The following is an 18,081-nucleotide window of genomic DNA, read 5'->3' as shown; positions in this document are numbered from 1 at the left end:
GACTAGCTCTCCGTACTCTCAACGGCCGGCGCCTCGGCGGTGACCGGGGTCGCCGACTCGGCGGTCTCGGCAGCGTCGTCGCTGGCCGCACGGCCGGCGTCGGTGCTGGTTGCAGTGGTGCCCGAGGCCCCGCTGCGACGCGGACGGGTGCCCGACGGGCGGTCCCGGCGCGGACGGTCGGCGGGAGCGGCGGCGGTGACCTCGCGCTTGCCTCCGACAATGTCGCCCTTGTAGATCCAGACCTTCACACCGATGCGACCGAAGGTGGTCTTGGCCTCGTACAGGCCGTAGTCGATGTCGGCGCGCAGCGTGTGCAGCGGCACCCGGCCTTCGCGGTAGAACTCCGAGCGGCTCATCTCCGCACCGCCGAGGCGGCCCGAGCACTGCACGCGGATGCCCTTGACGTTGGGCTGACGCATGGCCGACTGGATGGCCTTGCGCATCGCCCGGCGGAACGCCACGCGGTTGCTCAACTGCTCGGCGACACCCTGGGCGACCAGCTGGGCCTGGCTCTCCGGGTTCTTCACCTCGAGGATGTTCAGCTGAACCTGCTTCTTGGTCAGCTTCTCCAGGTCGGTGCGGATCCGGTCGGCCTCGGCGCCGCGGCGGCCGATGACGATGCCCGGGCGGGCGGTGTGGATGTCGACGCGCACCCGGTCACGGGTCCGCTCGATCTCGACGTCGGCGATGCCGGCGCGTTCCAGGCCGGTGGCCAGCAGCTTGCGGATCGCGACGTCTTCCTTGACGTAGTCGGCGTACTGCTTGTCGGCATACCACCGGGACTTCCAGTCGGTGGTGATGCCGAGGCGGAAGCCGTGGGGGTTGATCTTCTGGCCCACTAGTTCGAGCCTCCCTTCGCTTCGCTGGAAGCCTCGGTTGCAGTTGCCTTCTTCGCCGCGGCGGCCTTGGAGCCCTGGGCGCGAGCCGCGCGGGCACCGGAGGCCGAGGTGGCCTTGCGGCCGCGGTTCTCCTTGGCCGGACGGCTTTCCACGATCACCGTGATGTGGCTGGTGCGCTTGCGGATCCGGTAGGCACGCCCCTGGGCGCGCGGACGGATGCGCTTGGCGGTGGGGCCCTCGTCGGCGTAGACGGTCGCCACCACCAGGGTGGACGGGTCCAGGCCTTCGTTGTTCTGGGCGTTGGCCGCGGCGGAGGCGATCACCTTGGCGACCGGCTCGCTGGCAGACTGGGGCGCCCAGCGCAGGATGTCGAGAGCCTCCTCGACGGACTTGCCGCGCACCAGGTCGATGACCCGGCGGGCCTTGCTGGCCGACACCCGGACGAAGCGGGCCTTCGCCGTGGCGGACGGGTATTCAGTAACGGTAGTCATTAGCGGCGCTTGCTCTTCCGGTCGTCCTTGATGTGACCCTTGAAGGTCCGCGTCGGGGCGAACTCGCCGAGCTTGTGCCCGACCATCGCCTCGGTGACGAACACCGGCACGTGCTTGCGGCCGTCGTGGACGGCGAAGGTGTGACCGATGAAGTCGGGGATGATGGTCGACCGACGGGACCAGGTCTTGATGACCTGCTTGGTGTTCTTCTCGTTCTGCACGTCGACCTTCTTGAGCAGATGGTCGTCGACGAACGGACCCTTTTTGAGGCTACGAGGCATCGTCTATTCCTTTCCGGCCTAGCGCTTCTTGCCGGTGCGCCGGCGGCGGACGATGAGCTTGTCGCTCGGCTTGTTGGGCTTGCGGGTGCGGCCTTCCGGCTTGCCCCACGGGCTGACCGGATGGCGGCCACCGGAGGTCTTGCCTTCACCACCACCATGCGGGTGGTCGACCGGGTTCATCACGACACCGCGGACGGTCGGGCGCTTGCCCTTCCACCGCATACGGCCGGCCTTGCCCCAGTTGATGTTGGCCTGCTCGGCGTTGCCGACCTCGCCGACGGTGGCGCGGCAGCGCACGTCGACGCGGCGGATCTCGCCCGAGGGCATACGCAGCGTGGCGTAGGCGCCTTCCTTACCGAGCAGCTGGATGCTGACGCCGGCGCTGCGGGCCAGCTTGGCCCCGCCGCCGGGCCGCATCTCCACGGCGTGGATGACGGTACCGGCCGGGATGTTGCGCAGCGGCAGGTTGTTGCCCGGCTTGATGTCGGCGTTCGGCCCGGACTCAATCACGTCGCCCTGCTTGAGGTCCTTGGGGGCGATGATGTAGCGCTTGTCGCCGTCCAGGAAATGCAGCAGCGCGATGTTCGCGGTGCGGTTCGGGTCGTACTCGATGTGTGCGACCTTGGCGTTGACGCCGTCCTTGTCGTTGCGACGGAAGTCGATGAGGCGGTAGGCGCGCTTGTGGCCGCCGCCCTTGTGCCGGGTGGTGATGCGGCCGTGTGCGTTACGGCCACCGGTGCTGTGCAGCGGACGGATCAGCGACTTCTCCGGCGTCGAACGGGTGATCTCGGCGAAGTCGGAGACGCTGGAACCGCGACGACCGGGGGTCGTCGGCTTGTACTTGCGAATTCCCATCAGTAGGTCTCTCTAGTTCTTTCGGGCCGGCCTCAGGCCGGCGCTCCGAACACGTCGATCGGCTTCTCGCCGGCGGCCAGGGTCACGATCGCGCGCTTGGTGCTCTTGCGCTGTCCGTAGCCGGCCCGGGTGCGCTTGCGCTTGCCCTGCCGGTTGGCGGTGTTCACCGAGTCGACCTTGACTTTGTAGATCTTCTCGACGGCGATCTTGATCTGCGTCTTGTTCGAGTCCGGGTGGACCAGGAACGTGTAGACGTTGCCCTCGATCAGGCCGTAGGCCTTCTCCGAGATGACCGGGGCCAGAATGATGTCGTGGGGTGCGGTCACGGTTGCCATCAGGCCGACACTCCTTCTTTCGCGTGGGCCGAGATGTAGGCGTTGAGTGCCTCCACCGAGAACACCACGTCGTCGGCGTTGAGCACGTCGTAGGTGTTCAGCTGATCCGGTGCGACGACGTGCACGCCCGGCAGGTTGCGGACGCTCTTGGCGCCGACCTCGTCGGTGCGGCCGATGACCAAGAGCAGCTTGCGGTTGGTGCTCAGCTGGCCGAGGAATTCCTTGGCGCTCTTGGTCGACGGGGTCTGACCCGACACCAGCTCGGTGATCGCGTGGATGCGGTCATTGCGGGCCCGGTCGCTCAGAGCACCGCGCAGTGCGGCGGCGATCATCTTCTTCGGGGTCCGCTGGCTGTAGTCGCGCGGCTTCGGGCCGTGCACGGTGCCACCGCCGGTGTACTGCGGGGCGCGGGTCGAGCCCTGGCGGGCGCGGCCGGTGCCCTTCTGCCGGTACGGCTTGCGGCCGCCGCCGGAGACCTCACCGCGGGTCTTGGTGGAGTGCGTGCCCTGACGTGCGGCGGCCAGCTGCGCGACGACCACCTGGTGCATCAGCGCGATGTTGGGCTCGACGTCGAACAACTCCGCCGGCAGCTCGACGCTGCCGTCCTTCTTGCCACCGGGGGCAAGAACGTCAATTTTCTTGGTCATTACTTCTCACCCTTTTTGATCGCGGTGCGAACCATGACGAGTCCGCCGTTGCGGCCGGGGATGGCGCCCTTGATCAGCAGCACGCCGTTCTCGGCGTCGACCTTGTGCACCTTCAGGTTCTGCGTGGTGACCTTCTCGCTGCCCATCCGGCCGGACATCCGGGTGCCCTTGAAGACACGGCCCGGGGTGGCGCAGCCACCGATCGAGCCGGGCCGGCGGTGCACGGCCTGCGCGCCGTGGCTGGCGCCCTGACCGGCGAAGCCGTGCCGCTTCATGGTGCCGGCGAAGCCCTTACCCTTGGAGGTGCCGGTGACGTCGACGTAGCTGCCGTCGGCGAAGATCTCGGCGGTCAGCTCCTGGCCGATTTCGTAGTCGGCGGCCGCGGCCTCGTCGTCGAGCCGCAGCTCGGCCAGGTGGCGGCGGGGGTTGACCCCGGCGGCGGTGTACTGGCCGGTGACCGGCTTGTTGACCTTGCGCGGGCTGATCTCGCCGTAGGCGAGCTGCACGGCGGCATAGCCGTCGCGCTCGGTGGTGCGGATGCGGGTCACCACATTGGGGCCGGCCTTGACGACGGTCACCGGGACCACCCGGTTGTTCTCGTCGAACACCTGCGTCATGCCCAGCTTGGTGCCCAGAATGCCTTTACGTGCCATTTCTTCTGGTCTCCTACTGGATGTTCACGTCGACGCTGGCCGGCAGGTCGATGCGCATCAAGGCGTCGACCGTCTTCGGCGTCGGATCGAGGATGTCGATGAGGCGCTTGTGCGTGCGCATCTCGAAGTGCTCCCGCGAATCCTTGTACTTGTGCGGAGACCGGATGACGCAGTACACGTTCTTCTCGGTCGGCAGCGGCACCGGGCCGACCACGGACGCGCCCGTACGGGTGACCGTCTCGACGATCTTGCGCGCCGAGGCGTCAATCGCCTCGTGGTCGTAGGCCTTGAGCCTGATGCGGATCTTCTGTCCCGCCACGCTTCTCCTACCTCACTCAATTAATACGGGCCCGAAGGCCCGACAACATTGGAGTGCTCCCGGCGCGAAACCGCGCTGGAATGCCGCCGCTGTTTACCTGTCTGAAGTACACCGACCCCCGCGGTCGGGTGTGTCGCCCTCGCGCGCTTCGACCGCACGACGAATCGTGGCGCTCGAAGTTGGGACCGGACGCGCCCATGCGGACGCCGGTCGTATGCCCGGCCGGGCGGGAACCCGGCTCAAGGCAACCCGACCAGTATGCCCCAGATCGGCGTGCGCGCCAAATCGCAGGTCACCCGTCTTCGGGGTGGGCGGCGACCGCTGAACTTACTTTGAAGTAAGGTCCGGGTATGAGCTCATCCCCCACCTATAAGGCCTGGCAGAAGCTGTCCGGCAAGCCCGGCGGCTCGGCGCTGTTCTCCGCGGCGATGATGGCCCGGGTCCCTTACTTCACCTCGGTGATGCCGCACGTGCACCGGATGGAGCCGGGCTACTGCGAGGTGACCGCCCCGAAGTGGTACGGCGTCTACAACCACATCGGCACCTTCCACGCCATCGCGGCCTGCAATCTGGCCGAGGTGTCGATGGGCATGCTGATGGAGGCGACGGTGCCGTCGTCGCACCGGTGGATCCCCAAGGCGATGACGGTGGAATACCTCGGGAAGGCGACGACGGGGCTGCGTGCGGTCGCCGAGCTGGACATTCCCGATTTCGCCGCGATCACCGAGGGCACCGACGTCGTCGTTCCGGTCACCATCACCGACAAGGCGGGCACCGAGGTGGTCCGCGCGCAGATCACCACCTGGGTCACCCCGGCCTGATCAGGCCGCCAGCCCCGCCCAGAAGGCGCAGCGGTGATCGCCGGCGAAGGTGGAGATCGGCCGGGAACCGTCGGGCTGCAGTGACATCACCGGGCCCGCGCCGGCGGCGTCGGCGAGCTGGGGCCAGTCCGGGTCGTCGTCGGGAGTTTCGGCGTTCGGGGTGGCGTTGGTGACGAATGCGGCCCAGTATCGGATCATCTGGGCCGACAGAGCCCGCTGGGCCGCATCGGGGACGGAACCGCCGGCGATGTCGAACAGGTAGCGCAGGTCCAGGGCGTGCCCGGCGCCGATCGGGAATGGCAGGTGGCGCATCGATTCGGGCGCGACGGCGTCGGGGTCGTTGAACTGGTAGGCGTACACCGGGGCGACGGCGGACTGCGCGCCGGCCATCCGCGCGGCTGGGCAGGCGAACACTCCGTCGGTGACCGTCCGCGCGTACTGCAGGACCACCTGCGCATCGGTGGCACCGGGCGCCACCGGGTATTCGGCGAGGACCACCGCGGCGTGCGACCCGAACGTCGAGGTGATCAGCCGGGAGTAGTCCGCCGCGGTCGGCAACGTGCGCGTCCTCAGGTACTGCATGGCCGGGAACAGGGTGAACTCGTCAGCGGTGGTGCCGATGAGCATCGGCACCCTGGCCGCGTTCTCCGTCCCCAGCCGGTCGACCGGGTTGACCGGCAGCAGTGAGGTGCCGGTCGCCGGACCGGTCAGCCAGTTGTCGCCCATGTGGATGTACCAGGGTGGACTCGTCAGCGCCGTGGCCGGCAGCGCGCGCAGGCAGGCCGCGGCGGTCTTGTCGTCGGGGCAGCCGCGGTCGCGGGCGTAGGCGGCGCTGACGATGCGGGCCGCGGTCAGGTCGGTCTGCTTCTGGCACGGGCCGCTGGCGATGATGGCCGCGCGGAACAGGCCGGTGGATCCCGGTGCAACGAGGTGGTCGCAGACCGACATCGCCCCGGCGGACTCGCCCGCGATGGTGACCTTGGCCGGATCGCCGCCGAAGCCGCCGATGTTGTCGGCCACCCAGCGCAACGCCGCCTGCTGGTCGGCCAGCCCGTAGTTGCCCTCGCCGAGCGCCGAGTGGGCCAGGAATCCCAGCGCTCCGAGCCGGTAGTTGAGGGTGACGACGACGACGTTGCCGCCGGTGGCCAGCCGGGCCGCGTTGTACATCGCGCCGTCGCCGCTGGCGAAACCGCCGCCGTGGATCCACACCAGGACGGGCAGCCCCCTGGCCCCCGCCGGGCTCCACACATTGAGATTCAGGCAGTCCTCGGAGTCGCCGTGGCCGGAGCCGGGATCGCGGCGGGTGTCCTGGATGCAGCGCGGCCCGGGCCGGGTGGCGTCCCGCTCACCGGGCCAGCCGGCTGCCGGCTGCGGCGCCTGCCAGCGCAGCGCCCCGACCGGAGGCGCCGCGTACGGGATGCCGTAGAACAGCCGGTAGCCGTCGGCGACGACGCCGCGTACCGCACCGCCGCCGGTGTGCACCAGCCCGCTGTCCAGCCCGGGGTCGGGCGGTGGCGGGGCCGGGGTCGCCGGCTCGGCCTTCTCGGTGGCGCAGCCGGCCAGCCACAGTCCGAGCAGCAGCGCCAGCACCGCCCCCAGGACCGCCGTGCGCGACGGACGGGCGGCGATACTCGACACGACTGCCGAGCCTACGGGAGCTCCCCGGTCAGTGCCTGCCGTAAACGTGCAGGAACCCTTCCACGGCGGCGCGCACGGTTTCGCGATAGTCGATGTCGGGCAGGGTGGACAGACGGGCCGTCACCAGCGGGCCCAGCAGCAGCGTCATCGCCGTCGCACGGTCGAAGTCGACGAGTTCCGCCGTGGCCTGCGGGCTGTCGAAGATGGCGTCGAACGGCGCGGCGTACTGGTGGGCGATCCGCTCGCGCAGGGTGCGCACCTCGTCGCTGTCGGTAGCCTCCCCGGCGTCGGGCAGCGCGTCCAGGTCGCGGCCCAGCGCCAGCCAGTTCATCGCGGTGAGCAGAGCGGGCGCCTCGGCGATGTGCTCGGCCCAGGCCAGGAGCAGCGCCGTCAGCCGGTCGTGCAGCGAGCCCTCCTCCGGAGGCATCGGGGCGGGCGGGATGAGGCTCTGGAATGCGGCGGCCAGCAAGTCGTTGCCGCTGGGGAAATGCCGGTACAGCGTGGCGCGGGCGACGTTGGCGCCGCGCAGCACAGCATCCACGGTCACCGCGCTGGGGCCACCGGCGCGCAGCAGGGTGGTGGCGGCCTCCAGCAGCCGGGCCCGGGAACGCGCCGGCCGTGGGTCCGTCCGGTTGCCGCTCAACGCCACCTCCCTGTCTCCATGCTGCAGCGGCGGTGCGGTCCGTGCAGCAAAACCACGCGATCAACCCTACAAGACTGTTAGTCTCGGACATTCCGAGACGCCCAGTCTTATAACGGGCAGTCACCGAGGGGAGCCCGCGCCACGATGACAGCCTCCGCCACTCAGGTCGCCGAAACCGAGAGCCCGGCCGAACCACCGATGCACCGCCGGGTGTGGACGCTGGTCGCGGCCTGCTTCGGCCTGCTGTTGGTGCTGTCCTCGATGGTTGCGCTGAACACCGCGCTCGGCGATCTGGCCATCGAGACCTCGGCCACCCAGACGCAACTGACCTGGATCGTCGACGCCTACACACTCGTGATGGCCTGCCTGCTGCTGCCGGCGGGTGCGCTCGGCGACCGGTTCGGACGCCGCGGCGCGCTGCTGTTCGGGCTGGTGGTGTTCGCCATCGCCTCGGCCGCGCCGATCCTCGCCCCGAACCCGGCGATGCTGATCATCTCGCGCGGTCTGGCCGGCGCCGGCGCGGCGTTCATCATGCCGGCGACCCTGTCGCTGATCACCTCGGTGTACAGCCGGGAGGAACGGACCAAGGCGGTCGGCCTGTGGGCCGGGGTGTCCGGCATCGGCGGTGTGGTCGGCATGCTGGGATCCGGTGTCCTGCTGAACTTCTGGTCCTGGCCGTCGATCTTCTGGGCTTTCACCATCTCCTCCGTCGCGCTGATTCCGCTGACGCTGCTGGCACGGCCGTCCAAGGAGTCCGAGCCCCATCCGCTCGACACGGTGGGCGCTGTGCTGATCGGGGCCGCGGTGGCGATCTTCGTGTTCGGCATCCTGGAGATCCCGAGCCGGGGATTCGGCGACCCAGTGGTCTACGGCTGCCTGGGCGCCGGCGTGGTCCTGGCGATCGGATTCGCCGCGGTCGAACTGCGTCGGCGTCACCCGCTGCTCGACGTGCGACTGTTCTCCAACACCACGTTCGCCACCGGCGCCGCGGCCATCACCATGGTGTTCTTCGCCCTCTACGGCTTCTTCTTCATCTACATGCAGTTCATCCAGATCGCCCTGGGGTACAGCGCATTGGGCACCGCGGTGGCACTGACCCCGCTCGCACCGCCGTTGCTGTTCCTGGCCGCGACCTCGTTCTGGTACCTGCCGCGGATGGGGCTGCGGTTGGTCGTCTTCCTCGGCCTGGCGATCACCGGCGCCGGGTTCATCTGTATGCGCTACCTGACACTGGATTCCGACTACTGGGGGCTGGCCTGGCCCATCCTGATCCTGACCACCGGTCTCGGGCTGACCATCGCCCCGACCACCACGGCCATCATGTCCTCGATCCCCGACGACAAGCAGGGCGTCGGGTCGGCGGTCAACGACACCACCCGCGAGGTCGGTGCCGCCCTGGGCATCGCGCTGGCGGGCTCGATGCTGGCCACCCAGTACACCCGGGTGCTCGCGCCGTCGCTGGACGGCTTCCCGCAACCGGTCCGCGAGGCCGCCACCCGCTCCCTCGGCGAGGCCATCGGGGTCTCCGGTCACCTCGGCCCGGCCGGCCAGGGTCTCGTCGACGCCGCGATGCAGGCGTTCACCGACGCCACCCACTTCGCGCTGACCATCCTCGGCGCGGTCACCGTCATCTCGGCGGTGCTGATCGGATTGTGGGCCCCCGGACGCGACGGCCGGCAGCTGGCCCTCGTCCGTCGGCTCACTGGGGGCGGGTACACCGGCCGTCACCGCGCGCACTGACCGGGCCTCACGGCTACATTGATCCCGGGGCCACACTGCGCGGAGGAGCAAGCCGATGTTTCTCGGTTTCTGGGGCGATCTGACGGTACTGGCCGCCGTGCTGGCCGTCGTCCTCGGCGCCGTCGCCTTCCGGTATTTCTCCCGGCTGGACAAGCGGGTGCCCGCACCCATGGGCGAACAGGTCGGCGCGCACAAGGCCGTGCTGGCCAAAATGCGCAAACGCGAACCACTGTCGCCCGAGGAGGCGGAGTACGCCACCGAATTGGTCACCGACGCACGGTCACCGATGGCCTACGCGATACCCGGCGTGCTGTTCACCATGGGGTCGTTCTACATCGTCGGCTGCATGTACGAGCTGAGTGCGCACGGCGGGCATCCGTCGTTCCGGACCTTCATCGGACTGCTGCCGATGTTGGCCTCGCTCAACATGACTGCGCAGCTGCGCCGGGTGGCGCGGTTGAAGTCGCGGTTGCCCGCCTAGCTTGGTGGCGGCGCGAGCGGGTCGCCGTCCTCCCAGAGCAGCAACTGCCGGACCGCCGCGCGCGAACCGTAGGGCTGCAGCATCGTGCTGGCCGGGCGGGGGCGTACCCGCAGCGGCCACCAGAACCAGCGTCCCAGCAGCGCCGCGATCGACGGCGTCATGAAGGAACGGACGATCAACGTGTCGAACAGCAGGCCGAGCGCGATCGTCGTACCGATCTGGCCGAGCACCCTCAGGTCGGAGAACACGAACGACGCCATCGTCGCCGCGAACACCAGACCGGCGGCCGTCACCACCGCCCCGGACCCGGCCATCGCCCGGATGATCCCGGTGTTCACGCCGGCGCCGATCTCCTCCTGGAACCGGGATATCAGCAGCAGATTGTAGTCCGATCCCACCGCCAGCAGCAGGATCACCGCCAGCGCCAGCACGATCCAGAACAGTTGGATGCCGAGCAGGTCCTGCCAGATCAGCACCGACAGCCCGAACGCGGCGCCCAGCGACAGGGCCACGGTGCCGACGATCACCAGCGCGGCCACCACGCTGCGGGTGATGAAGACCATCACCAATAGGATCAGGCTGATCGCCGCGATTCCGGCGATCATCAGGTCGTACTTCGCGCCGTCCTGAATGTCGGAGTACGTGGCGGCGGTTCCGGCCAGGTAGATCCGGGACCCGGCCAGCGGGGTCCCCTTGACGGCGTCGGCCGCGGCATGCCGGATCGCGGCGATGTGGGCGATGCCCTCGGGCGTGGCCGGATCACCCTCGTGGGTGATGATCATCCGGGCGGCCTTGCCGTCCGGCGACAGGAACAGCTTGAGTCCGCGCAGGAACTCCGGATTGCGGAACGCCTCCGGCGGCAGGTAGAACGAGTCGTCGGTCTTCGCGGCGTCGAAGGCTTGGCCCATCGCCATCGCGTTGTCCAGCGACGCCGCGGCCTGGTCGTTGAGACCCGAGTTGGTCGCGTAGTTCGTCAGCGCCAGGTCCCGGTTGGCCTCCTGGCTGGCGATCTGCGGCGGGATCAATGCGAGCAGCTTCGGTTGCAGCGCATCGAGTTTGGCGATGCTGGTCGAAACGTTGCCCAGTTGGTCGACGAGCGCGTCGACGCCGTCGAGGGCGTCGAAGACCGACCGCAGCGCGGCGCACGCGGGGATGTTGAAACAGTGCGGCTCCCAGTAAAAGTAGCTGCGGATCGGCCGCAGGAAGTCATCGAAGTTGGCAATCTTGTCGCGCAGGTCCTGGGCGGTGGCGACGGTCTGCGCGAACGCCTTGGTCTGATCGTTGGTCGCGGCGCTGGACTGCTGCTGCAGCGCGTACTGCTGGCGCAGGATGTTGATCGAGGTGTTGATCACCTCGACCTGCTTGAGTAGATCGGCGGACCGCGCCTGCTGGAACGGCAGATTGTTGAGCTGCGCCCCGTTGCCCGCGCTGATCTGGAACGGTATCGACGTGTGGTCCAGCGGGGTGCCCAGCGGCCGGGTGATCGACTGGACCTGCGCAATGCCGTCGGTGTGGAACACCGCCTTGGCGACCCGTTCCAGCAGGATCATCCCGGTCGGGTTGCGCAGGTCGTGGTCGGCCTCGATCATCAGCAGCTCGGGGTTGAGCCGGGCCTGCGAGAAGTGCCGTTCCGCGGCCGCGTACCCGGTGTTGGCCGGGGCGCCGGCGGGCATGTACGGCCGCACGTCATAGCTGGTGTGATAGCCCGGCAGGGCGAGCAGGCCGACGGCCGCCACCGCGCACGTCGCCACCAGGATGGGTCCGGGCCAGCGCACGATGGCCGTCCCGATCCGACGCCACCCCCGCGTCCGCATCGGCCGGGCCGGTTCGAAGAGCCCGAAGTGCCGGCCGAGCACCAGGACCGACGGTGTCAGCGTCAACGCCGCCGCCACGGCGACCAGGACCCCGAGCCCCGCGGGCACGCCGAGGGTCTGGAAGTACGGGAGCCGCGTGAACGACAGGCACAGCACCGCACCGGCGATGGTCAGACCCGAACCCACGATGATGTGCGCGGTGCCGCGGTACATGGTGGTGAACGCCGTGACCCGGTCCTGCCCGTCGTAGCGCGCCTCGTGGAACCGACCGAGCAGGAAGATCGCGTAGTCGGTTCCGGCCGCGATCACCAGCAGGGTAAGCAGATTCGTCGAATACGTGGACAGCTTGATGACCCCGGCGCTGGCCAGTACCGCGACCACCCCGCGCGATGCCGTCAGGCCGATCATCACCGTGAACAGCACGATCATCACCGTGGTGATCCGGCGGTAGAGTACGAACAGCATCACCGCGATCACCCCGATGGTGATCAGGGTCGTTTTCAGAGTGCCGTGCCGACCCACCTCGAACTGGTCGGTGATCATCGGCGCGGCCCCGGTGACGTACACCTTCAGGCCGGGGGGCGGCGGGGTCTCGTCCACCACCTGACGCACCGCGTCGACGGACTGGTTGGCCAGCGATTCACCCTGATTGCCGGCCAGGTAGAGCTGCACCAACGCCGCCTTGCCGTCAGCGCTCTGCGAACCGGCCGCCGTCAGCGGGTCGCCCCAGAAGTTCTGAATGTGCTGGACGTGCACGGTGTCCCGGGACAGCTGGCCGATCAGCCCGTCGTAGTAGTGGTGCGCTTGGGCGCCGAGCGGCTCGTCGCCCTCCAGCACGATCATCGCCGAGCTGTCCGAGTCGAACTCGTCGAATACCTTGCCGATCCGTTTGGCGGCCTGCATCGACGGGGCATCCTGGGCGCTCATCGAGACGTTGTGCGCCTCGGCGACCGTTTCCAGCTGCGGCACAAACACGTTCGTGACGACGGCCAGCGCGAGCCAGAACAGGGCGACGAGCGGGGCGAACCGCCGGATCCACGCGCTCATCCGGACTTATCCAGACAGTAGGTGAACGCACTGTGGGTGTTGACCGTGCGCTCGTCTTTGACCTCGCCGTCGATGGTGATGCGGCAGCTGATCGAATCCCGGTCACCCTGGGCGGCGACGTTGACGAACACCGCCGGCTGGGTGGTCGTCGTGTCGTAGGCCCAGGGCAGGGTAACGGCGTCGCGACGCTGCGGCTGGGCGTTGACGTCGGTGAAGGTGATGGTGGCCACCGATCCCGGAGCGCCGAACACCTCCACGACGACGTGCTTCGGGTTGAAGGGGACGACGTCGTTGGACGAATTGTCCGGCGTGGCCGTCACGTCGTGGGCGGCGAAGAGTCCGTGCAGCCGGTACACCGTGAACCCTGCCACCGCGATCACCGCGACCGCCAGCAGCAGAGTCCAGTGCCGCGCCACCCGGCGTGCAAAGGTATCCCGCCGCACCGATGCCCCTTTCTTCGCTAGGGCAGCTAATCAGCCGAAGGTACGGCACGGGGCCTCGCGCCACAACACCGGGACGCACACATTCTTCGCCACCGCCCAGCGGTTGCACAGCGAACTCCAAGACCCGGCAAGGCGATACCCCCGGCGACGGGGCTAGTGCACGAACTCCGCCGCCCGATGGGCGAGCATCACCGTGACGGCATGCGGGCCGCGCCCAGGGGCCGCGGGCAGCGCCGATCCGTCGATCACCCACAGCCCGTCGACGCCGCGGACCCGGCACTGCGGGTCCAGGACTGCCCGCGGGTCCCCGTCGGTGCCCATCGGAGCGGTACCGCACAGGTGTTGCGAGGTGGACCAGTATGGACCGTCGATTGACCCTGTGCCGCTGAGTATTTCACGCACCACGGCGACGCCGTGGGCGAGTTTACGCGCGTCGGCCGGTTCGGTGTCGTAGTGCTGGCGGATATCCGGGGCCGCGGCTGGGTCGACACTGCGCAGCCGGACCGTTCCTCGGGCAGCCGGGGTCATCAGGGACACCGCGATGCACACCGGGTCATCTTCCTGGCGATTCCCGGTCATCGCACCGAATCCCGTTGTATATGGCCGTATTTCAATCCCGGCGGCCAGGCTGAAAACCACCTCGAGCACTGGACCCCGGGAGCCCGACGTCCAAACGGTCGGCAGTACCCACTCCGGGTGATCGCAGCATGCAGATCCGACGGGGGCGGACACCCGCGTTTCGATGCCCAGGCCGGCCAGATGCGCCGGATCGCCGATTCCGGAGAGCATCAGCAGTTTCGCGGTGCCGATCGCACCCGCGCACAGCACCACCGCCTCGGCGCCGAACCGCACCGGCCCGTCGGGACCGCGACCGATGACACCGGTCGCTCGGGATCCGGCGAACTCGATTCTTGTCACCTGTATTTCGTTGTACACCAACAGGTTCGGACGGGTTCTCGCCCGAGCGAGGAATGTCTCGCCAGGCCCCAGGCGACGTCCGTCGATGGTGTTCGACGGGACCGCGCCGATCCCGTCGGGCAACCGGGGATGGTCGCCGTTGAGGTCGTCGAGCCAGACGATGCCCGCACGTGTCGCCGCCTCGGCGAATTGGGCGCTGATATCCCCCGGGTCGGCGGCCCTGCGGACCGGGATCGGCCCGTCGTCGCCGTGCAGCGGACCGGCGAAATCCAGGTCGGTTTCGATCGCCCGGAAGTGCGGCAACACCTCTGGCCAGCTCCATCCCGGTAGCGCCCAGTCGGCGAAATCGCCCGACGGGGGACGGCAGAAGTAGCCGCCGTTGACCGCTCCGGAGCCGCCCGTCACAGCGCCTCGGACCAGGTCGACGCTGCGTATCGGATCGTCGGTCAGTAGCGTCGGGTAGCGGGCGACGACCGGGCTGTCCGGCCCCAGCGGAAGCCGCAGTCCGTCGCCGATCAACCCGGCGATGGTTGCATCGCCGGTATCCGGGCCGGTCTCCAGCACCGTGACGCGGCGCTGCGGATCGCGTGAAAGGCGCTCGGCCAGGACGGAACCGGCGCTGCCGGCACCGACGATCAGGACGTCGCTGCGCACCGTCGCGATCAGAATCGGATCTGCGGCTGCAGCGGTGCGACGGTCCGGCCGCGCACCACCGATTCCCACAGCCCGGCACCGTAGGCCAGGTCGTCGAGCCGTTTGATCATCAGGTAGGCGATGATTCCGACCGGCCGGACCTCGTCGGCGTCCTCACCTGTGCGGCGGTGCGCGAGCCAGTCGGCGACGCCGTCGATCACCGCGGCGATCAACACCGCCCGGCGCATCCGGGGCGACAGCAACGCACCGAGCAGCGCGAGCGGCCAGTAGTGCCGGCAGATCGCAGCGCACAGCTGAAGGGCTGCTGAGCCCAGACCGCGGGTGGTCAGCAGAGCGACTTCGCGGGCTCCGGTCTCCGGGGACCGCAGCGCTCGGGTGACCTTGCCGCCGGCCACCGCCGCGCACAGCAGCGAGCCCAGCACGCCCAGCCGGCCACCGATGGCCAGAAGGAGCCAGCTCAGCAGCGCCCAGCCGGATATCACCAGCGGTGCCACCTTTCCCGGATGTCGCTGCGCCAGCGGCCCGGCCGAGCTGCCGTAGAACGCCTTGCGCCGCAGCCACTGTCCCGGGTCGCTGCGATGATCGTGGGAGACCAGGGCGATCGGTTCGTAGCGGAGCCGGGCACCGGCCTCGACCAGCCGCCAGCACAGGTCGACGTCCTCTCCGCAGGTCATCGCCTCGTCGAAACCGTCGATGGCGCGCAGCGCCTCGGTGCGGCCGACCATCGCCGCGCTCGGCACGTACGACACCGAACCGTGCGGCATCACCGGGGCCTCCCGCTGGCCGAGATCCAGGGAGGAGCGCACCGCCTCGTAGCGGGCGAGCAGATTGTCGGCGTCGGGCATTCCGACGATGCGGGGTGCCACCAGCGCGACCGCGGGATCGCAAAAGTGCCCGAGCAGCGCCTCCAGCCAGCCCCGGCGCGGGACCACGTCGGAGTCCAGGAATACGACGAATTCCGTTTCACACAAGGCCATTCCGGCGTTGCGGGCGGCCGCCGGTCCACCGGACTCCAGGCGGCGGATCACCCGCACCGCGCAGTTGGCGCCGGCGAAGTCCTCGACCTGTACCGGACGCGCGGACCCGTCGTCGACGACCACCACGGCTAGCCCACGCAGCGAATGCACCAGCCGCTGCACCCCGGTCAGGTTGTCGCGCACCGGAATAACCACCGTCACGTCGCGGTACGATGGGCCGCACGGCGGTCGCGGGTGCGCCACGGTGGCATCCAGAAGGGTGCGGGCCAGCTGTGCGCTCTGCGCATCGCGGACCTCCAGCCGCCCGTTGCCGATCATGCTCTGGGCCGCCGGTGCGAGCCGCAACATCCGCATCGGGGAGCCGCCGAGGAGCACCGAGCCGGAGCCGAGCACCCGCACCCGGCGATCTACCTGGACGGCGAAGCCGTCGGGTAGTCGCTGCCCTGTCATATCAGCAGCCCGCGGTCGTCGGGGCACCAGTCCTCGATCCGGCGCACGCAACCGTCGACCATCTCGGCGAAAATCTGCGCCCCCGCCGCAGCACTCGCCGTTGTCGGGTCCCCCAAGATTCCCTCCTTGCTCACAGCCGCGAGCCCCCCGGCCCGCATGCTCGGCAGCAGTTCACGCAATGCCGCCCGGTTGCCAGGAACCGCGCGGTCGAAACGAACGACCTCCGGCGAAAGATGCAGCAGTACCGACGTTTCGGTGTGTCCGGCGTGCGCATCGGCGCCGGCGACACTCGGCGCGCACCAGGCGGCATCTCGACCCTCGAAACGCAGCCGGGCCACCGCATCGGCCAGGGCCTGGGCGTTGCCACCGTGACCGTTGACGAACACCAGCTGCCCCGCCCATCGGCAGGCGGAACGTCCGTATTCGATGAGCAGCCCGGACAGCGCGGTGGTGCCGATCGACACGGTCCCGGGGAAGCCCTCGTGTTCGCCGCTGGCGCCGTAGGCGATGGCCGGGGCCGTCAGGACGTCCCGGGACGCGCCCGCCAGGCGGTCGGTGACCGCACCGACCACGGCGGCGGCAATGCGGGTATCGGTGTCGAGCGGTAGATGCGGCCCGTGTTGCTCAACGGAACCGACCGGAACGATCAACACCGGCTGCAGTCCATCCAAATCACTCGACGTCGAGTCTCCCAGCTCGGCGGAGTAAGGCACCAGCAGATGTTAGGCCGATTCCATCGGTTGCGCACCGGTTGTTGTGGCTCAGTTTCCAAAATCCGGCAACCGCGGGCCGCATTTTTCACCCACGCCACGTGAGTCCCGTCCGCACCAGTAACCCGAGCCAATCGGACCGCGGTCCGCTAGGTGCCGAGGGCGCGGGTGAACCCTTCGGGAATCAGGATGTCCGCCGGACTGAGGTCGTGGACGGAGTCGCGGCCCAGACCCATCAGTGCCGAATCGATGCCGCCGCGCAACAGATCGAGCACGTTCTCCACGCCGGCCTGACCGTTGGCGGCCAGCCCCCAGAGGTAAGCCCGGCCGATCATCACTGCCCGGGCCCCCAGCGCGACGGCCTTGACAACGTCGCTGCCCCGGCGGATGCCGCCGTCCAGGAGCACCTCGATCTGGTCGCCGACGGCCTCGGCGACCGCGGGCAGGCAGCGGATCGAGGCCGGTGTCCCGTCCAGATTGTTGCCACCGTGGTTGGACACCGAGATGGCCGAAACTCCCGCGTCCACAGCACGTTTGGCGTCGTCTACACGGACGATGCCCTTGAGCATGAAGGGGCCGCCCCACTCCTGGCGCAGCCAGGCGATGTCCTCCCAGGTGGGCGGCGGGGTGCCCATCCACTCCCCGTAGGCCTGGAAGAACGGCGGCCCGGCGTCACCGCGACGCCCCTGGTTGGGCACCCGCAGGTTCGGCGGGTGCAGGGTCTTGGCCCACTGCAGGAACCAGCGGGGTCGGGCCAGGCCCTCGGGCATCATCTTGACGATGGTGGCCAGGTCCATCTTCTCCGGAATCGTCGGGCTGCCCCAGTCCCGGCCGTGCGAGAAGCTCCAGTCGGTGGTGGCGATCATACCGACCGCGCCGGCGTCCTTGGCCCGCTGCACCCGCTCGGCGATGGCCTCACGCCCGCCCAGCCAGTAGATCTGGAAGAAGATCTTGTCGTTGACAGCGACGACGTCCTCGATCGGCTTGGATGCGAACGACGACAGTCCCATGGCCGTGCCCCGCGCCGCGGCCGCCCGCGCAACGGCGACCTCCCCGTCGGGGTCGACGGCCTGGACCCCGGTCGGCGAGATGATGACCGGCATCGAAATATCCTGGCCCATAACGGTTGTGGCCATCTCACGCTTCTCCGGCGCACCGACAACGTGCGGGGCGAAGCCGAGTTCGCCGAAGCTTTCCACGTTGTCGGAGACGGTGAGACCCTTCTCGCTGGCCGAGATCAGCGAGGAGTACACCGACTTCGGCAGCCGCTTCTTGGCACGCTGCTGGGCGATGGCGACGGTTTCGAACCAGGTATCACGAGCCAT

The 18,081-nt window shown here is 69.0% G+C and carries 19 protein-coding genes; 3 read left to right on the top strand and 16 right to left on the bottom strand.

The window, feature by feature from the left end; translation table 11 throughout:
• Window positions 1-2: 2 nt before the first annotated feature.
• Genes rpsC through rpsJ form a run of 8 tightly spaced genes read right to left on the bottom strand, consistent with a single transcriptional unit; the run spans window position 3 to window position 4,420 of the window.
• The gene (gene rpsC, locus G6N16_RS06645; RefSeq protein WP_083031327.1) at window positions 3-839 is read right to left on the bottom strand and encodes a 30S ribosomal protein S3; all 837 of its coding nucleotides are present in this window, start codon (window positions 837-839) and stop codon (window positions 3-5) included.
• The gene (gene rplV, locus G6N16_RS06640; protein WP_083031329.1) at window positions 839-1,330 is read right to left on the bottom strand and encodes a 50S ribosomal protein L22; all 492 of its coding nucleotides are present in this window, start codon (window positions 1,328-1,330) and stop codon (window positions 839-841) included. Before rplV ends, rpsC begins: the two co-directional genes overlap by 1 nt.
• Window positions 1,330-1,611: a 30S ribosomal protein S19 gene (gene rpsS / locus G6N16_RS06635; protein WP_003892827.1), complete on the bottom strand. Its 282-nt coding sequence runs from the start codon at window positions 1,609-1,611 to the stop codon at window positions 1,330-1,332. The genes rplV and rpsS overlap by 1 nt, the downstream gene beginning before the upstream one ends.
• An 18-nt stretch (window positions 1,612-1,629) precedes the next feature.
• Window positions 1,630-2,466: a 50S ribosomal protein L2 gene (gene rplB, locus G6N16_RS06630; RefSeq protein WP_083031331.1), complete on the bottom strand. Its 837-nt coding sequence runs from the start codon at window positions 2,464-2,466 to the stop codon at window positions 1,630-1,632.
• A 32-nt stretch (window positions 2,467-2,498) separates the two neighbouring features.
• A complete protein-coding gene (gene rplW, locus G6N16_RS06625; protein WP_083031332.1) occupies window positions 2,499-2,801 on the bottom strand; it encodes a 50S ribosomal protein L23 in 303 nt (100 codons plus the stop codon).
• Entirely contained in the window at window positions 2,801-3,448 is a 648-nt protein-coding gene (gene rplD / locus G6N16_RS06620) for a 50S ribosomal protein L4 (RefSeq protein ID WP_083031333.1), read from the bottom strand. The genes rplW and rplD overlap by 1 nt, the downstream gene beginning before the upstream one ends.
• Window positions 3,448-4,101: a 50S ribosomal protein L3 gene (rplC, locus tag G6N16_RS06615; RefSeq protein WP_083031334.1), complete on the bottom strand. Its 654-nt coding sequence runs from the start codon at window positions 4,099-4,101 to the stop codon at window positions 3,448-3,450. Before rplC ends, rplD begins: the two co-directional genes overlap by 1 nt.
• A 13-nt stretch (window positions 4,102-4,114) precedes the next feature.
• Window positions 4,115-4,420: a 30S ribosomal protein S10 gene (gene rpsJ / locus G6N16_RS06610; protein WP_003883485.1), complete on the bottom strand. Its 306-nt coding sequence runs from the start codon at window positions 4,418-4,420 to the stop codon at window positions 4,115-4,117.
• A gap of 350 nt (window positions 4,421-4,770) precedes the next feature.
• On the opposite strand from rpsJ, the gene G6N16_RS06605 reads away from it, so the two are divergent.
• Window positions 4,771-5,241 carry a hotdog fold domain-containing protein gene (locus tag G6N16_RS06605; protein WP_083031335.1) on the top strand — a complete coding sequence of 157 codons (471 nt, stop codon included), beginning with the start codon at window positions 4,771-4,773 and terminating at the stop codon, window positions 5,239-5,241.
• On the opposite strand, the gene G6N16_RS06600 is transcribed toward G6N16_RS06605, so the two are convergent.
• The gene (locus tag G6N16_RS06600) at window positions 5,242-6,879 is read right to left on the bottom strand and encodes a carboxylesterase/lipase family protein (protein WP_234805866.1); all 1,638 of its coding nucleotides are present in this window, start codon (window positions 6,877-6,879) and stop codon (window positions 5,242-5,244) included.
• 28 nt (window positions 6,880-6,907) lie between these two features.
• Window positions 6,908-7,522, bottom strand: coding sequence for a TetR/AcrR family transcriptional regulator (locus G6N16_RS06595; RefSeq protein ID WP_083031353.1), 615 nt, complete (start codon window positions 7,520-7,522; stop codon window positions 6,908-6,910).
• A 144-nt stretch (window positions 7,523-7,666) separates the two neighbouring features.
• Between G6N16_RS06595 and G6N16_RS06590 the strand changes: the two genes are divergently transcribed.
• A complete protein-coding gene (locus G6N16_RS06590) occupies window positions 7,667-9,262 on the top strand; it encodes an MFS transporter (RefSeq protein ID WP_083031336.1) in 1,596 nt (531 codons plus the stop codon).
• A 55-nt stretch (window positions 9,263-9,317) separates the two neighbouring features.
• A complete protein-coding gene (locus G6N16_RS06585; RefSeq protein WP_083031337.1) occupies window positions 9,318-9,743 on the top strand; it encodes a hypothetical protein in 426 nt (141 codons plus the stop codon).
• On the opposite strand, the gene G6N16_RS06580 is transcribed toward G6N16_RS06585, so the two are convergent.
• The 6 genes from G6N16_RS06580 to mftD all read right to left on the bottom strand — a co-directional run bounded on the left by G6N16_RS06580 (window position 9,740) and on the right by mftD (window position 18,081).
• Window positions 9,740-12,604 (bottom strand): MMPL/RND family transporter, encoded by a 2,865-nt coding sequence (locus G6N16_RS06580; protein ID WP_083031338.1) that lies wholly within the window; start codon window positions 12,602-12,604, stop codon window positions 9,740-9,742. The genes G6N16_RS06585 and G6N16_RS06580 overlap by 4 nt on opposite strands.
• Window positions 12,601-13,047 (bottom strand): MmpS family transport accessory protein, encoded by a 447-nt coding sequence (locus tag G6N16_RS06575; RefSeq protein ID WP_083031339.1) that lies wholly within the window; start codon window positions 13,045-13,047, stop codon window positions 12,601-12,603. The genes G6N16_RS06580 and G6N16_RS06575 overlap by 4 nt, the downstream gene beginning before the upstream one ends.
• A gap of 153 nt (window positions 13,048-13,200) precedes the next feature.
• A complete protein-coding gene (gene mftG / locus G6N16_RS06570; protein WP_083031354.1) occupies window positions 13,201-14,631 on the bottom strand; it encodes a mycofactocin dehydrogenase MftG in 1,431 nt (476 codons plus the stop codon).
• Window positions 14,628-16,046 (bottom strand): mycofactocin biosynthesis glycosyltransferase MftF, encoded by a 1,419-nt coding sequence (gene mftF / locus G6N16_RS06565; RefSeq protein ID WP_083031340.1) that lies wholly within the window; start codon window positions 16,044-16,046, stop codon window positions 14,628-14,630. The genes mftG and mftF overlap by 4 nt, the downstream gene beginning before the upstream one ends.
• Window positions 16,043-16,765, bottom strand: coding sequence for a mycofactocin biosynthesis peptidyl-dipeptidase MftE (gene mftE / locus G6N16_RS06560; protein ID WP_234805868.1), 723 nt, complete (start codon window positions 16,763-16,765; stop codon window positions 16,043-16,045). Before mftE ends, mftF begins: the two co-directional genes overlap by 4 nt.
• A gap of 140 nt (window positions 16,766-16,905) precedes the next feature.
• Window positions 16,906-18,081, bottom strand: a complete 1,176-nt coding sequence (gene mftD, locus G6N16_RS06555) for a pre-mycofactocin synthase MftD (protein WP_083031341.1) — start codon at window positions 18,079-18,081, stop codon at window positions 16,906-16,908.

Source organism: Mycolicibacterium insubricum, assembly GCF_010731615.1.
Classification (GTDB): Bacteria; Actinomycetota; Actinomycetes; order Mycobacteriales; family Mycobacteriaceae; genus Mycobacterium; species Mycobacterium insubricum.
Note: the sequence above shows the minus strand (reverse complement) of the source record. Positions and strands in the feature narration are given on the sequence as shown.

Bases quoted from the DNA above. Each gene is read 5' to 3' on its own strand.
- rplW (WP_083031332.1), bottom strand. From the start codon at position 2,801: ATGGCAACCGTGACCGCACCCCACGACATCATTCTGGCCCCGGTCATC.
- G6N16_RS06585 (WP_083031337.1), top strand. From the start codon at position 9,318: ATGTTTCTCGGTTTCTGGGGCGATCTGACGGTACTGGCCGCCGTGCTG.
- G6N16_RS06590 (WP_083031336.1), top strand. From the start codon at position 7,667: ATGACAGCCTCCGCCACTCAGGTCGCCGAAACCGAGAGCCCGGCCGAA.
- rpsS (WP_003892827.1), bottom strand. From the start codon at position 1,611: ATGCCTCGTAGCCTCAAAAAGGGTCCGTTCGTCGACGACCATCTGCTC.
- mftD (WP_083031341.1), bottom strand. From the start codon at position 18,081: ATGGCTCGTGATACCTGGTTCGAAACCGTCGCCATCGCCCAGCAGCGT.
- G6N16_RS06605 (WP_083031335.1), top strand. From the start codon at position 4,771: ATGAGCTCATCCCCCACCTATAAGGCCTGGCAGAAGCTGTCCGGCAAG.
- rplD (WP_083031333.1), bottom strand. From the start codon at position 3,448: ATGACCAAGAAAATTGACGTTCTTGCCCCCGGTGGCAAGAAGGACGGC.
- rplV (WP_083031329.1), bottom strand. From the start codon at position 1,330: ATGACTACCGTTACTGAATACCCGTCCGCCACGGCGAAGGCCCGCTTC.
- mftF (WP_083031340.1), bottom strand. From the start codon at position 16,046: ATGACAGGGCAGCGACTACCCGACGGCTTCGCCGTCCAGGTAGATCGC.
- rplB (WP_083031331.1), bottom strand. From the start codon at position 2,466: ATGGGAATTCGCAAGTACAAGCCGACGACCCCCGGTCGTCGCGGTTCC.
- G6N16_RS06580 (WP_083031338.1), bottom strand. From the start codon at position 12,604: ATGAGCGCGTGGATCCGGCGGTTCGCCCCGCTCGTCGCCCTGTTCTGG.
- rplC (WP_083031334.1), bottom strand. From the start codon at position 4,101: ATGGCACGTAAAGGCATTCTGGGCACCAAGCTGGGCATGACGCAGGTG.